Source organism: Arthrobacter sp. JZ12 (genome assembly GCF_035189165.1).
Lineage (GTDB): Bacteria > Actinomycetota > Actinomycetes > Actinomycetales > Micrococcaceae > Arthrobacter_D.
The window spans coordinates 2,216,081-2,231,045 of sequence record NZ_CP045246.1 but is presented as its reverse complement, the minus strand read 5'-3'; the positions used below and the strand labels follow the sequence as shown (position 1 = coordinate 2,231,045).

12 protein-coding genes are annotated in these 14,965 nt (G+C 56.7%); 8 read left to right on the top strand and 4 right to left on the bottom strand.

Going from position 1 to position 14,965, the window contains the following annotated elements; all coding sequences use genetic code 11:
- Nucleotides 1-37: 37 nt before the first annotated feature.
- Together wecB and GC088_RS10250 are read right to left on the bottom strand one after the other, a co-directional pair.
- A complete protein-coding gene (gene wecB / locus GC088_RS10255) occupies nt 38-1,105 on the bottom strand; it encodes a non-hydrolyzing UDP-N-acetylglucosamine 2-epimerase (RefSeq protein WP_323958912.1) in 1,068 nt (355 codons plus the stop codon).
- 10 nt (nt 1,106-1,115) lie between these two features.
- Nucleotides 1,116-2,276, bottom strand: a complete 1,161-nt coding sequence (locus GC088_RS10250; RefSeq protein ID WP_323958911.1) for a glycosyltransferase family protein — start codon at nt 2,274-2,276, stop codon at nt 1,116-1,118.
- 116 nt (nt 2,277-2,392) lie between these two features.
- Here GC088_RS10250 and glf point away from each other — a divergent pair, with 116 nt between their 5' ends.
- From glf to GC088_RS10210, 8 genes are all read left to right on the top strand, one after another.
- Nucleotides 2,393-3,580, top strand: a complete 1,188-nt coding sequence (glf, locus tag GC088_RS10245; protein WP_323958910.1) for a UDP-galactopyranose mutase — start codon at nt 2,393-2,395, stop codon at nt 3,578-3,580.
- Complete coding sequence (locus GC088_RS10240) at nt 3,577-5,583, top strand: glycosyltransferase (RefSeq protein WP_416377457.1); 2,007 nt, start codon at nt 3,577-3,579, stop codon at nt 5,581-5,583. The genes glf and GC088_RS10240 overlap by 4 nt, the downstream gene beginning before the upstream one ends.
- Nucleotides 5,580-6,443 (top strand): ABC transporter permease, encoded by an 864-nt coding sequence (locus tag GC088_RS10235; protein ID WP_323958909.1) that lies wholly within the window; start codon nt 5,580-5,582, stop codon nt 6,441-6,443. The genes GC088_RS10240 and GC088_RS10235 overlap by 4 nt, the downstream gene beginning before the upstream one ends.
- On the top strand, nt 6,444-7,172 hold the full coding sequence (locus tag GC088_RS10230) for an ABC transporter ATP-binding protein (protein ID WP_323958908.1): 729 nt from the start codon (nt 6,444-6,446) through the stop codon (nt 7,170-7,172).
- Nucleotides 7,173-7,216: 44 nt separating this feature from the next.
- Nucleotides 7,217-9,232 (top strand): DUF6541 family protein, encoded by a 2,016-nt coding sequence (locus GC088_RS10225; protein ID WP_323958907.1) that lies wholly within the window; start codon nt 7,217-7,219, stop codon nt 9,230-9,232.
- The gene (locus GC088_RS10220) at nt 9,222-9,923 is read left to right on the top strand and encodes a glycosyltransferase family 2 protein (RefSeq protein ID WP_416377456.1); all 702 of its coding nucleotides are present in this window, start codon (nt 9,222-9,224) and stop codon (nt 9,921-9,923) included. Before GC088_RS10225 ends, GC088_RS10220 begins: the two co-directional genes overlap by 11 nt.
- 6 nt (nt 9,924-9,929) lie before the next feature.
- The gene (locus GC088_RS10215) at nt 9,930-10,310 is read left to right on the top strand and encodes a DUF2304 domain-containing protein (RefSeq protein WP_323958905.1); all 381 of its coding nucleotides are present in this window, start codon (nt 9,930-9,932) and stop codon (nt 10,308-10,310) included.
- A 111-nt stretch (nt 10,311-10,421) separates the two neighbouring features.
- A complete protein-coding gene (locus GC088_RS10210) occupies nt 10,422-11,483 on the top strand; it encodes a glycosyltransferase (protein ID WP_323958904.1) in 1,062 nt (353 codons plus the stop codon).
- Nucleotides 11,484-11,963: 480 nt separating this feature from the next.
- Here GC088_RS10210 and GC088_RS10205 read toward each other — a convergent pair whose 3' ends face one another.
- Both GC088_RS10205 and GC088_RS10200 read right to left on the bottom strand, forming a co-directional pair.
- Nucleotides 11,964-13,184, bottom strand: coding sequence for a glycosyltransferase family protein (locus GC088_RS10205; protein ID WP_416377455.1), 1,221 nt, complete (start codon nt 13,182-13,184; stop codon nt 11,964-11,966).
- A 316-nt stretch (nt 13,185-13,500) separates the two neighbouring features.
- Complete coding sequence (locus tag GC088_RS10200) at nt 13,501-14,841, bottom strand: glycosyltransferase (RefSeq protein ID WP_323958902.1); 1,341 nt, start codon at nt 14,839-14,841, stop codon at nt 13,501-13,503.
- Nucleotides 14,842-14,965 lie beyond the last annotated feature (124 nt).

Here is a 14,965-nt window from a genome sequence, read left to right as displayed (position 1 = left end):
CGGAGGACCGTGGTATCGGTCCTCCGCCAGCGTTCGGTCAGGACCGGCCCAACCCGTTAAGTAGTGCCGTCACGACTTGCTGCGCCGCTCGGCCAGTTCCATAAGGCGCCGCGTCAGTTGGCGCGGGAGCAGATCGGGTCACGGCCGTTGCCAGTTGGTTGAGGTTCTCTGACACCAGAACGTTCCACCCCAGCTCCACGGTCTCAACCCACTCCGTTTCGGGTCGGACCGTGGTGCAGGGAACGCGCAACAGGAACGCTTCCTTCTGGAGCCCGCCCGAATCGGTCACCACACCCGCAGATCCCTGCACCGCATTGACGAGCTGCGGATAGGCGAGAGGATCGATTGCGGTCAGGGCGCCTGAATCCAACGCGATGCCATGCTGGTCAGCGAGGGAGCGAAGTCTGGGGTGAGCCAGTAGAAGCACAGGCTTGTCCAGTTCCGCGAGTTGCCCGATGATCTGGGCGAGCCTTCCGGCGTCATCAGTGTTGTCCGGGCGGTGGATCGTACTCACGTAGTAAGCGCCGGCGTCGAACCCTTGCGGCAACGGCTCCTGCCGTTCGCTCACCGCGTCCCGGGTCAGGTAAAGAACGTCCGTCATCACGTCGCCCACCAGGACGCTGCGGTCCGTCAGGCCTTCGCTTGCAAGATGCTTCATCGCCACTTCCGTAGGAGCCAGCAGCAGGTCCGACGCATGATCAGTTAGCACCCGGTTGTGCTCTTCAGGCATCCTGCGGTTGAACGACCGAAGTCCTGCTTCCAGGTGCGCGACGGGGATGTGCATCTTTACCGCAGCGACCGCCGCTGCAAGTGTGGAATTCGTGTCTCCGTAGACGAGTACCCAGTCCGGGCGCGCTTCCTCGAAGACTTCCTCGAGTCCGGCGAGCATCGCGCCCGTTTGACGTCCATGCGGGCCGGAACCAACACCGAGGTTGAAATCCGGTTCGGGAATGCCGAGATCCTGGAAGAAGACATCCGACATAAGTTCGTCGTAATGCTGACCGGTGTGGGCGATCAGGTGTTCGACCTTGCCCTTCATGGCAGATGCTATTGGAGCCAACTTGACGAATTGAGGGCGCGCGCCAACCACGCTGAGAATACGCATGGTTCTCAGCCTACCGGTTGCTTGGCTCATGCCTCGTTGATAGCAGGCGGGTGATGATCCCTCGGACAACCAGGTCGTCAGTTTGCGAGCTGAGGCTTCGGGCATGCCTGTGAGTGTTTTCCTTCAGGGCTGAAATACGCTGCCGAGAGAGCGACTTGATCGCTCTTGCGAGGGATGCGGGGGAAAAGTCCTCTGCCACTGCTCCCACCTGATACTCGTCGATCAGGCGTGAAGTTTCAGGTGAAGGGCTGAAGACGATGCCCAGGCGCGCCTGAACAAAATCGAAGAACTTATTGGGCAGCATCAGTGCTTGGTTGCGGGTGCGCGGCGGAAGGCTGTAGATGCCTAGATCGTATTGATTGAGAACGATGGGCAGATCGTTTGGTGCGACCGATGGGTGGAAGCGGATCTGTTGGCTGTCCCCGGCGATTTGCTTGATCTTTTGAAGGTATTTGCCGTTATCCCGTGCCTCGATCAGGTAGAAGTCGAGAGTGTAAGCGTCACCAAGCTGATGAACCGCTTCTATCATGCCTTCCAGATTCCGTCCGGGGACGGCGGCCCCGCTGTGCACCAGGCGGATTGGACCATCGGCGAGAGGCTGAGGAGTGAGATCCACGAACGGCCGTGCGTTGCGCACCGTCTCAGTCGTGCAACCGAAATTCTTTGCATAAAGCTCGCCGATGGAATCGTTCACAACAGAGATGGCGTCAGTCGAGGGAAGGTATCGTCTACAGACGTAAGTCATAAGGGGAGCAACGAGAAGGCGCCAGGACAGTACCTGTACCCGTTCCTCGGGCGCCCACTCGTGCATGTCGCCCCACACCGGAGTCCCATCGGCGATCTGATGCGCAAAAGGAAGGGCACGCGCTTCGTTCGCCACAATCAGGTCGTAGGTGTGACCTTGGACAAGCTGTAGCGCACGCTGTACCGCCGGCGCCATCATCGAGGCCTTGGAATGGATTCGGGCAGCCAAAAAAGCCACGCCCAGCGGAGTCTGAGGAAGGGAAGCTAAACTCGAGTCGACTTCCAAGTGTACGGACGCGGACGCAGGTTTCGGGCCATAGCCGAGCGTGGTCACGTCGCCGTATTCGGCTAGCAAATCGAGCTGGCGAAGCACGCGGGCGTCCGCGACTATCTCAGAAAAGGAGACACAAAGGATTGCTGGGCGCATGGAGCCAACTCTAGACGTTGTGCCTATGCCAATGCGCCGAAGGATGGGCGGTCGGGTAACCTTGACCCGCAGGCACCCGAGCCTTGTGCCTCGCCAAACTCAACTCAGGAGAATTTGTGAACGTTGACCTCGTCGTCGTCGGATCAGGCTTCTTTGGCCTAACGATCGCCGAAAGGGCCGCTACGGAACTCGGGTTGAAAGTCGCAGTTCTCGATCGCCGCCGTCACATCGGCGGCAATGCCTACAGTGAGAACGAGAAGAAGACCGGGATTGAGGTACATCGCTATGGAGCGCACCTTTTCCATACGTCGAATGAGCGGGTTTGGGAATACGTCAACCGCTTCACTCAATTCACGAGCTACCAGCACAAGGTTTACACCAGCCACAAGGGCGAGGTGTACCCGATGCCCATCAACTTGGGCACGATCAACCAGTTCTTCCGTGCCTCCATGGGCCCGGCAGAGGCTCGAGCACTGATCCAGGAGCAGGCAGGCGAGCTCGCAGGCACCGACCCTCAAAACCTGAACGACAAGGGCATCCAGCTCATCGGCCGCCCGCTGTACGAGGCGTTCATCAAGTACTACACGGGTAAGCAATGGCAGACAGACCCCAAGGACCTGCCAGCGGAGATTATCTCCCGGCTGCCCGTTCGGTACACGTACGACAACCGGTACTTCAATGACAAGTACGAGGGCCTTCCTCTTGACGGTTACACGGCATGGATCGAACGCATGGCAGCGCATCCGAACATCTCGGTCGAACCGAACACGGATTTCTTCGACGATGATCACGCCTACTCCCGGAACGCCACCCGCGGACAGGTTCCTGTTGTCTACACCGGTCCTGTCGACCGCTACTTCGACTACGTTGAGGGCGACCTCTCCTGGCGAACCATAGACCTGGAGGAAGAAGTGCTGCCGGTCGAGGATTTTCAGGGTTGCTCGGTGATGAACTATCCCGACGAAGATGTTCCATTCACGCGTATCCACGAATTCAGGCACTTCCACCCCGAACGGGACTATACGAGGGACGCGACGGTGATCATGCGGGAGTACTCCCGTTTCGCTGAGAAGGGCGATGAACCCTACTACCCGATCAACACTGAAGCCGACCGGAAGAAGCTCCTGGCCTACCGCGATCTGGCGAAGGGCGAGGAAATGGTCCTGTTCGGCGGCAGGCTTGGAACCTACAAATACCTCGACATGCATATGGCGATTGGTTCAGCCCTCTCGATGTTCGACAACAAAATCAGGCCCCACTTTGACGGCGGCGCGAAACTCGAAAGTGGGGGAATCGACGCATGAGCATGACGGCAACACAGCCCAGTGGAGCCGGAGAAACGGCACACTGGCAAACACTGCAGCGGGTAATCTTTCCCAGCGAAAGCAATCTTGACACTGCTGCTCTTTACATAGACACGGGAAGCGCGCTGGGCGTGCAGCTGAATACCATGGACGGGAGCGCCTCAAGCGAGAGGTCCTCCTTTGGGAGCTTCGGTAACGCGAAGCAAATTCATGCGGAGGACTTCCGGTCACGACATTCGACATTGGTTCGGCGCGGAGAGCGGCTCTCCTTTGGCAGTTACTTCAATGCCTTTCCAGCGAGCTACTGGCGGAAATGGACCTCGGTGCAGGAGATCCGGCTGGAGATTGCGACGTCCGGGCCCGGCAGCGTCAGCGTCTACAAATCCAATGCCCGGGGCTCATTACAGCACGTTGACACCAAGCGTGTGTCTAATAGGACAACTACAACTTTTGATCTATCTCTGAAGCCGTTCGGAGACGGGGGTTGGTACTGGTTCGATCTTGTTGCGGGGTCAGAGGACTTTGTCCTTGAGGCTGCCCAGTGGTTGGCTTCGGAAGAACCTCGCGAAGCAGGCAGCGTAACGCTTGAGATCACTACTCTGAACAAGCCGGACTTCTGCCTTAACAATCTGCAGATTCTCGCTGCACATCCAGAGAACCTCAAGTACCTGAAGGAAATTCTCGTTGTCGACCAGGGGACTCAAAAAGTTGCTGACGAGCCCGGCTTCAACGATGTCCGAGATGCACTGCATGGAAAGCTGCGCATCATCGACCAGGACAACTTGGGCGGATCCGGTGGTTTCGCCCGGGGAATGTACGAAGCAGTCGAGAATGGTAGCGACTACGCTCTTCTGCTCGACGACGACATCGTCGTTGAGCCGGAAAGTATCACGCGCCTGCTCACTTTCGCCGACCGCTGTAAGAGTCCGACCATAGTCGGCGGACACATGTTCGACCTCCATAACCGGACAGTGCTGCACACCTTCGGCGAAATAGTGAATGTCTGGCGTTTCCAGCCGGACCAGCCTGTGGCGCAGCAGATCCTTGGACACGACTTTGTCCGCTCCAACCTACGGCAGACGCCCTGGCTACACCGTCGCGTCGACGTCGACTATAACGGCTGGTGGATGGCCCTGATCCCGACCGCGGTGATCAGGGATATCGGTCTTTCCCTCCCCGTATTCATCAAGTGGGACGATGCCGAGTACGGCCTGCGCGCGAAGGCGGCGGGTTACCCGACGGTATCAATGCCCGGGGCTGGGGTATGGCACGTCTCCTGGATCGATAAGGACGATCTGGTTGGCTGGCAAGCATATTTTCATACCCGAAATCGCCTGATTGCTGCACTTCTGCACAGCCCGTATGCGCGCGGCGGCCGTGTCGTCCGCGAATCCGGATATATGGACATCAAGCACCTCATTTCCATGCAGTACTACACTGCGAAGGGCCGGCTCATGGCAATGCGTGACGTGCTCAAGGGACCCGGGCAGTTGCATTCGATCCTGGCCACCAAGCTGCCCGAAATCAGGGACATGGCCAGCCAGTATCCCGATGCTCAGTTCCGGAACGATCCGGATGCCTTCCCCGGGCCGAAGATGGACAAGCCTCCCAGACATGGCAGGGGATTTAGTGCACCGTCCTACCTTCGGCTCGCTCCCTGGGCGGCGAAAACAATCGTGCGCCAGTTGAGCAAGCCGGTGCCACCCTCCACAAAGGAAAGGCCGCAGGCGTTTGTCGCCCACCAAGACAACAAATGGTGGCGAATGTCTCAGTACGACAGCGCGGTTGTGTCGAATGCTGAAGGCACGGGAGCCTCCTGGTATGTGCGGGATCCGCGGAAGCTGCGGGCGATGCTCACGGAATCGGCGAAGTTGAACGCCGAGATCCTGCGGGAATGGCCACGGCTGCGCGAGCAGTACCGTGCGTCGCTGGCGGAAATTACGTCCTTCGAAGCTTGGAAGAGAACCTTCGAGGCGCACTCCGATAAGAGCGAACACGATTGAGCGCGGAGCTGGTCACACCCGGCTTGGGCAAAGGATTGCGAGACGTCGTCCGATCGCGATTCCTGCTCAAGTTGTTGGTAGCGAAGGAACTGAAGGTACGATACAGGGGGTCCGTGCTGGGGCTACTCTGGTCGTATGTGAAGCCCGGCGTGCAGTTCGTCGTTTTCTGGTTCGCCTTAGGCGTCTTTCTCGGTATGAACAGGAGTACGGAGAATTATCCCATATACCTGTTCTCGGGAATCGTCCTCATCAACTTCTTCACTGAGGCTCTGGGTAACGCGTCGCGCTCGATAGTCGGGAACGGAGGGCTGATCAAAAAGATTTACCTCCCCCGCGAATTGTTCCCGGTTGCTTCCGTGTGGGTGTCTGCAGTGCACTTTGTGCCGCAACTCGTTGTTCTTTTGATTGCCTGCATGTTAACGGGTTGGCGGCCTGGTCCGGCGGAGATTGCTGCCGCGCTGGCGGGTTTCGTAATCGTGGCGCTGTTGGCTACCGGATTGGGACTGTTCTTCGGAGCAGCAAATGTGTATTTCAGGGACTCCGAGAACTTTGTGGACATGCTCCTTATGATCGCCACTTGGGCGTCACCGGTTCTGTATTCCTGGACCATGGTTAGGGACACATTGGGGTCTACGTTCCTTTGGATCTACCAATGCAATCCGCTAACAATCGCAGTCGAGTTGTTTCACTTTGCTTTCTGGAAACCTACAACGACAGCCGATACCGACCCTTCCACGCTCGCTCCTCCCGACCTCTTCGGGTTGTGGCTACCGATCGGGTTAGCTATCGCAATTGGGGTCATCCTGCTAGGTCAGTTCACCTTCCGGCGCCTTGAGGGGCGCTTCGCACAGGAGTTGTAAGTGGCAACTGCGATAGAAGTCCGAAGCGTTTCCAAGCAGTTCGTGCTCCGCCACACCCGGTCCATCAAGGAAGCTTTTGTTTGGCTTGTGAAAGGGCGCAAGGGGGATCTCTCGGAGAAGTTTCACGCGCTGAAGGGCGTAGACCTCACTGTCGAAGCGGGGGAAACTGTAGCCCTCCTCGGTTTGAACGGGTCCGGCAAATCGACCCTTCTGAAGCACATCTCCGGTGTGATGCTTCCCGACAGCGGCAGTGTTCGGACCAGGGGACGCGTAGCTGGACTAATAGAGGTAGGTGCGGGATTCCACCCGGACCTGAGCGGACGGGATAACGTATACCTGAACGGTGCCATCCTCGGCATGACGCAAGCTCAGATCGACGAACGCTTCGACTCGATTGTCGAATTTTCCGAGATCGGTCAGTTCATTGACACCGAAGTCAAGTTCTACTCATCTGGAATGTACCTTCGGCTGGCGTTTTCTGTAGCGGTTCATACTGATCCTGAGGTCTTTCTGGTCGATGAGATCTTGGCGGTCGGGGATGAGCCATTCCAAAGAAAATGCATTGAGAAAATCAAGGACTTAGCTGATGCCGGAAAGACATTGATGGTAGTCAGCCACGATCTGGACCTTGTGGCGCAGATTTGCAAACGGGGCGTCGTACTGGAGCACGGTCACATAGTGTTGGACGCTCCGGTGCATGAGGCTGTGCGTAGGCTCCGCGGGGAGTAATTTTGGACGTTCGGCCGCGTTAGCGGTGGAGAGAGGACCTAGTTGTGAGTTGGTGGGATGCAATTCCCGCTGGTCTGTTGCTGTTGTTGCTCTTTTATGTTCCCGGACTGGCAGTTCTCAGCGCAGCCCGGTTGAAGGGACTGCTGATCTTCGCGGCTGCGCCCGCTGTTTCGGTGGGAGTTCTTGGGCTAGCAGCGATAGCAGCCGCGCCACTGGGTCTCCACTGGAATCTGTTGGTCGGCATAGCCGCCACATCTGTTTCGGCGATCGTTGCGTTGCTTTTTGCTACTGTCGGCCGTTGGAAATGGCGAACTATTGGACCTGGTAATGGAAAACGCGACTCAGCTCTGATTGGGATTGGGCTCGTGCTGTCGCTTCCTTTGTCGGTGCTCCCGATCAAGTACGGAATGGATCGTCCGGACATCCCGGCTCTGACCTGGGATTCGGTCTATCATCACAGCGCCATCCGCTGGATCCTCGAGACGGGCAATGGCTCCAGTCTTGCGCTCGGTGCGATAGGCAGTGATCTAAGGAGTCCACGCTACTATCCGGGTGGATGGCACGACGTGCTGAGCCTCGGTGTTCTCAATGAACAAATCAGCGTTTCCATAAATATGTCGGCGATCATACTGGCGTGTATTATTTGGCCGATCTCCATGACCTACCTGGTGCAATGCTGTTTTCCCAATTTCAGGGCGGCATTCCTCATTACACCGATACTTGCCGCCGGCTTCCTCGCATTTCCGGCGCGAATGATTTCGTACGGCACACTGTGGCCTACTGCACTTGGGCTTGCGTTCGTGCCCGTGCTTATTGGGATTACAGTATTCGCTATTCGCGATGCCGGACACGTTCGTCCCAAGCTGAGATTCACTGTCGTGATGCTGACAATTCTCGCTGGCACTGGTCTGGCTCACCCAACTGGGATCTTCTCCTGGCTGTACTTGTCGGCGCCTCTCATCTCTATCTATTACCTACGGCGCATCGCTATTTTGCGTCGATCCGGACGCCGAGGACCGCTTCTTCGTTTGATTGCTATCCCTGTAGTGATTGCTGGATCACTAGTTGTTGCGATTTTTTCGGTGCCTGCCTTCAGGACAGTCTTCGGCTTTCAGTCCCAGGGATTCGAGTCTGGAGCTCAGGCAATGGGTGAAGCGATCTTTGATGCGATGCTTGGTCCGATCGGTCACGGTAATACGCAAGAGTTCTGGGTGATGGGGCTCTTGGCCCTTCTCGGATCGTTGCGGATGCTTGCCTATCGGCAGCATCGATGGATCGCTGTCACCTATTACTTTTCAATAGCCCTTTACATGATTGCGGCGGGGCAGGACAGCTTTCTTCGTCCTATCGTTGGGTTTTGGTACTCCGATCCTGTTCGGCTGGGAGGGCTCGTCCCGATTTTCACGATCGTGATCGCGGTCTACTCGATCGTCAACCTCTCCAGATGGCTGCTCACGAAAACAACTACCTTAGCCAGGTCTGGGCGAGATTGGGGGGGCGCTGATCACCTGAAGCCTGGTGGCCTACTTCCCGTTAGCACAGCGATCTTCCTCGTGGTGGTAATGCTTGCTGGAACGAATTTGTTTAGGGCGGACGTACGGCAGGACCGACTCGAAGCTGATTATGTGGACCACTTGGGATGGGCGCAGGGCCTTGTTGGCTGGGATGAATTGCAAATGCTTCGAAATCTGGACGAAACCCTTCCACCGGATGCAAAGATCGTGGGGGACCCCACGTCTGGAGCAGCGTTCGCATACGCCATGTCGGGCATTCCGACAGTCTTTTCGACGCTGTCTGGTAGTTGGAGTTCGGATGCTCGATATTTGGGGAATCACTTCAACGACCTAGGGTTCGACCAGAATGTGTGTCGTCTCATTGAAGAACGGGGAATCACGCATTTCTATGATGACGACGCGCGGTATCTACCGGATATTGTCCACCGGAAGGACATGGAAGGTCTCACAACAATTGACATAGAAGAGGGGTCCCTGAAACTGGTGGAGAGTGCTGGAACGGCGCGCATTTTTGAAATTGAAGCATGCTCGTCCGATGAGGGATGACCGCCCAGTGTGGGATGATTGTGGAGTGAGTCGTACTTGGGTCGTTATCCCGCTATATAATGAGGCCCCAGTTATCGGGGAAGTTGTCAAAGGCTTGCTTTCGCACTTCCCGCACGTAGTCTGTGTCGATGACGGCAGCGCAGATACTTCGGCGCAGGCCGCGCGGGATGCTGGTGCCGTCGTCGTTCAACATCCGGTCAATCTAGGACAGGGTGCCGCCTTACAGACAGGGTTCGAATACGCCCTTTCGGATCCTGAGATGTCGAGTGTAGTCACATTTGACGCGGACGGGCAGCATCGCGTTGAAGACGCCGCGGCCATGGTGGAGCGGATTAACTGTGGGGAAGCAGAGGTTGTGCTGGGGTCCAGATTCTTGGATAGCCGGACAAATATAGGATGGTTGAAGCGAATCGTCCTGCGTACTGCGGCCTTGCAGACGCGGCTCACTACGGGCATGCCGCTCACGGACGCTCACAACGGCCTTCGGGCATTCTCCCGTGGTGTCACTGCCAACATCCATCTCACCCAGAACCGAATGGCACACGCATCGGAACTGGTGCAGTTGCTCGCGGTACTTCGACCACGCTGGACAGAGCACCCAGTACAGATCATCTACACCGAGTATTCAAAATCCAAAGGCCAGTCACTTCTCAACTCGGTCAATATCATTGCTGACCTCCTATTTAGGTGATTTAACGTGCTATTTGTTGTCCAAATCCTGCTGGTCCTAGCAGTCGCCGTCGTTTCCCTGGTGCTAATCAGGGGTGGCTCTAATGCTAAGCATATGGCTGTCCGGCGCATCATGGTCCTGCTATTCGCGCTCACGGCCGTCTTGTCCATCTTCTTCCCAAGCCTGCTCACTTCAACCGCTCACCTGCTTGGTATCGGGAGAGGCACAGATCTCGTCCTCTATGCCTTCATCGTGAGTTTTCTTGTCTACATGTCCACCACGCACCAGCGCTTCAGGCATATGGAAGCTTCGATCACCAAGCTAGCGCGTCGAGTGGCGCTTGATGAAGCTGAACGTCCCTGGGAGAACGGGCGGTCTCCGAGCAGGAGCTCTCAGACCGATGCATGATTGCTGCCATGGGAGCAGGTTTTTAGAGGCTAGCGCGCTATGAGAGTCGCACTCACGAAGGGTACGCTTCGTATCCCGCCCACCTACTTCGCACTAACCCACGCACAGTTGATGCAATCAGCTCATCACTTCGAGATGTTTTCGCTAGTGGCTGACGTACGTGTTGAGACGTCGATCCCAATCCATGACTATGTACCGGCGGTGGGACTTGGGTTTCGACGGCGTGAGATTGTGATGCCGGCCTTCATTCCGGCCATGGTGTCTGGCTTGAGAAAGTTCCGCCCCGACATCATCCACCAACACTTCGGAACCTGGTCCGCTCCAGCCACGCAGGCTGCGCGACGTTCACAAGTTCCCCTTGTGACGACGCTCCACGGTGCCGATGTCTTTACGTTAAGCAGCCGGCCATCGACTGCGATGGCTAGGTGGCATAGGTTCAATATGGCGGGAACCAGTCGGCAGAGCGATCGCTTGCTTGCGGTAAGCGAATTTTTGGCAGGAGCGGCCGTGTCGGCAGGATTGCCTTCCAAGAAGTTGGAAGTGCATTATCAAGGTGTCGACACTGACTACTTCAAGCCGCTCGACGAGAGGCTCGAGGAAACCACCCGCGAAGGATTACCGGTTGTGCTATTTGTGGGGGGCCTTAGCGAAGGTAAGGGAATTCGTGATTTGGTAATGGCATCCCAAATTCTGAGCAAAACTGCAAGGCATAGACTCGTTATAGCGGGGGACGGCCAATTGAAGGCAGAGGTTCTTCAAGCGGCTTGGCAGTTTCCGCACATCGAATTGGTCGGCTCGCTGAACAGACACTCGGTGCGTGATTGGATGCGCAGTGCACGCGTACTCGTTGTTCCAAGCCGCGAGCACCGTGGCGCGCGTGAGGCGGCTGGACTGGTTGCGTTGGAGGCCGCAGCATGTGGAACGCCGGTAGTTGCCTATGACTCTGGTGGTCTCCGGGAGATGATGATACCGGACAGCACTGGTCTGCTGGTTCAAGAAGGCCAGTTGGACGAGTTGGCCCAGGCGATTAGGGCTATCATCGAGCTACCCGAGCACTCGTACATGGGCATGGGTGGGACTGCCAGGAAGTTCGTCGAAGTGGAACGCAGCCTCAGCAAGAGTTGCCGCGAGCTTGGGGAGCACTACGCTGACCTCACTATGCGAGCCTCTTAGCAAGTACTTTCAAAGCCGCGCTAAGGCCGAAGTATGCATCAATAGATGGCTGTTGTCGCCGCATCTTCCAAGCCGTCCTGACGGCAGCTAAATCCGCGGCGACAAGGAAGTCAGCAGAGCGAAGGGCGGACAGTGCAGTTTCATTCTTTTGGACTGCCCTCCAGAAAACCCTTGACTGGTCGAGAGGGCCCACCGAGTTCAGCAGTCGCCCTAGCGGATGTTTCTGCAGCAAAGCATGAGCCGAGCGAGCACGAATCAGTCCCAGGAATCGGTCAATAAACGGTCTTGACCGATCAAGCTTCGAGATTGCGATACATCTGATGTCGGCGCAAGGCAACCAACTAATCACAATCAGTTCGATCTGTCTGCCCGAGGCTTCAGCCAATGCGTGATTGATAGGTTTTCCGCCGAGCGCCGAGCGGAACAAGTCCTCTGGATCGCTTTCAGATCCTACGATAACTGCAATTCGGAGAGGCGAAATCACGAAACCTGATCCTTTCTGATGACCGATTCTTCCAAATGCCGTATTCGCGGCAATAGCTGTCTTTCTCGAGTGAGATGGGAGGCCCACTCCTGGTTTCTCGCATAATCCTCGGCGGTCATTTGGGTCGCTCGTGCTGCCGTTTTTAGGAACACCTCACAGGCAGCTTGCGCAGAAACTTCGCTGACAGGGTACCAATCGTTCCGGTCCTGCAACACGGTGCTGGCGGCGCTTTGTGGATCGTGAACAGAAGCAATGGGCAAACCTGTGGCTGCATATTCGAACACCTTGCCACTCGTGACGTACTTGCTGCCGGCAAGTGCTAGTAAGAGTGCATCGAACTGAGAATATACCGTCGCCACTTCAGTCTTGCTGACTGGTCCCTCGTAGGAAACTCCATCCTTGGCATAAGCATTCAGTAATGCTAGAACTTTAGGATCGGGATCAGAATAATGCCCCAGTCTTCCACGGAAAACTAGACGGGACTTTTCCAATAGGTCAGACCGTGACCGCGCCATTCTCCAACCGTCCAAACATTCTCGTAACGGTATCGGGCCGTATATGGTTCCGAGGTAACCGAATATCAGTCCGCCGCTATGCGTGTTGTTCGCGCGGGGCTGCATACCCCTGAAACTAGACGCGAACACCTCATCAAATGCATTCGCCACCACACGGAATTTATGAGCGCGGTCCGGATGCTCCTGGACGTGCCAGGCTCGGATTGCTGCATTCACGAACCAGGCCTCAGCAGCATGTTCTAAGTATCGCTTTTCGAGGCGTGCAGACCAGGAGTGATGAGAGCCGACCCTCTGGCCGGAAAAGACATCTAAGTGCCAAGCGTCTCTGTAGTCCATAACGTATGGCACTCCTGCCTTTTTGTGCAGGTGCCAGCCGGGGACGAAATCTACATTTGGGTTTGCGGTGCCGAGTACCAAATCAATGGGATTTGTGCGTTGAACTTGATCGGTAGCGCTCACCAGCGCGTGGCGCCATCCTCCGTATACGGGTTCTGGAAAAGAAATGCGGTCCTTCTGCCCACTTAGATAAGACCAGAGGAGGTTCGAACTCACACGCGTTCGGGACCACTTGACCAGGTTTGGTTCACTTCTCATGGAGTTGAAGGGCACCCTTATGATATCGATTCGCGGATCGATGGTTTTCTCGAGATCACTATCAATCCCGGTTTGGTACTCGAAAACTTCCCGGCTCGCCGTGAGCACCGTTACTTTCCATCCGCTCTGGGCGAAAGCGTTTGCCGTAGCAAGTGCCCTATAAACTCCCGCACCGCGGGAAGGAGGATACCCCCACGCGACGTATAGAAGGTGCGGTCGTCCATCGGCTTTCATACGCGGTTCTCCATTCGTCGATGCAGGCCTTCAAACTCTACAGCGGCTCTACAGCTATCGTTCATTTTTCGGCGCCGCCGCGGTGCACGCTGCGCCTGCTGCGCTGGAGGGCACGCCGTGAGTTTCGTGAGGGCTCTGGGGCTTGCCCAACCGCGGAATCGGCTACATATTGTGTGGCGCTGCAACCCGATCAGGCGTCCACCCTATTGGCCAGTGCGGACAAGTGCTCAATTCGTAGCTTTAATTGTCGCTCTCGCGAGAGGTGGCCCGCCCACTGCTGATTCTTTGCGTAGTCCTCTGAAGTCATCGTGGCGGCTCGTTCCGCGGTGGTGAGCAGTACCCTGCAGGCTTCATTCACGCTGACCTCATTCATCGGGAACCAGTCACCCCGGCCCCGCAGGACGTCTGTTGCAGCTGTCTCTGGGTGATGCAATGAAGCTATGGGCAAGCCGGTAGCGGCATACTCAAAGACTTTCCCGCTTGTAACGTACTTGCTGTGGCCAAGAATCAGCAGCAGCGCGTCGAATTGCTTATATGCAGTGGCTACCTCGGTTTTGCTCACGGGGCCCTCGTAATAAACGGCGTCAGCGCGATACTCCTGCAGAAGTGCCAAGACCCTGGGATCCGGTTCCGCAAAGTGCCCTAGCCTTCCCTTAAAAACGAGGCGGGAGGCGGCCACGAGTTGTGATTCCTGTCGAGCTTTGCGCCAACCTTCCAGAGTCTCTTTGAGTGGCATTGGCCCGTAAACGGTGCCAAGGTAGCCGAATACCAACCCCCTCTTCGACGGGCCGACGACAGAGGGTTGCAGCCCGGCGAACTTCTCAGCAAACTCGTCATCGAACGCATTAGCAACGACGTGGTAGTTCTCCGAAGCCTCCGGGTACTCCCGGGCGTGCCAGTCGCGGATCGGACGGTTCACGAACCACGCTTCGGCAGCGCGTCTAAGCAGCTGGCGTTCTTTTGAAGCCGAGCGGGCGCGAAGCGATCCGATTCGCTTGTCGCGGTAAACGTCAAGATGCCATGTGTCGCGATAGTCCATGACGTAAGGCACACCCGCTTTCCTGTGGAGGTGCCAACCGGGTACGAAATCTACGTTCGGATTGGCAGTGCCGATCACCAGGTCTACAGGCTTCTGTCGGTGCACCCTGTTCGTTGACTCAATGAGGTGGCGTGCCCAAGCGCCATACACCGGCTCGGGAAAATTCACCAAGTCCCACTTAGCACGCAGATAAGTCCACAGCAGATTTGAGGCGATGCGCAGGCGGGACCACCGGGAGACATCTGGCTCTCCCCGAATCCAACTGAATGGTACCCGTACTACATGAATAGCGGGGTCGATCAGCGATTCCAGTTCAGTGTCAACGTCCGTCTGATACTCGAATACTTCCCGGCTAGCTGTGAGAACGGTGACGTCCCACCCACTGCGCGCGAATGCGTTAGCTGTTGCGAGTGCACGATAGACCCCAGCACTGCGTGAAGGAGGGAACCCCCAAGCTACATATAGGAGGTGTGGGCGCTTTTGCACAGTCATCAATATCTTCCGTCCGAATGGCCGCTAGCAACTCTACAGTGGACGAGCTCCGGAGCGACGATGAGGTCTGCTAGGTTCGGAACATGTTTGACCGTCATACTGAACCCCGGGTGCTTCATCTTTA

What these genes read in the sequence shown, in the direction of transcription:
- GC088_RS10200 (WP_323958902.1), bottom strand. Translation starts at nt 14,841, where the DNA reads ATGACTGTGCAAAAGCGCCCACACCTCCTATATGTAGCTTGGGGGTTC.
- GC088_RS10240 (WP_416377457.1), top strand. Translation starts at nt 3,577, where the DNA reads ATGAGCATGACGGCAACACAGCCCAGTGGAGCCGGAGAAACGGCACAC.
- wecB (WP_323958912.1), bottom strand. Translation starts at nt 1,105, where the DNA reads ATGCGTATTCTCAGCGTGGTTGGCGCGCGCCCTCAATTCGTCAAGTTG.
- GC088_RS10250 (WP_323958911.1), bottom strand. Translation starts at nt 2,276, where the DNA reads ATGCGCCCAGCAATCCTTTGTGTCTCCTTTTCTGAGATAGTCGCGGAC.
- GC088_RS10210 (WP_323958904.1), top strand. Translation starts at nt 10,422, where the DNA reads ATGCAATCAGCTCATCACTTCGAGATGTTTTCGCTAGTGGCTGACGTA.
- GC088_RS10220 (WP_416377456.1), top strand. Translation starts at nt 9,222, where the DNA reads ATGAGGGATGACCGCCCAGTGTGGGATGATTGTGGAGTGAGTCGTACT.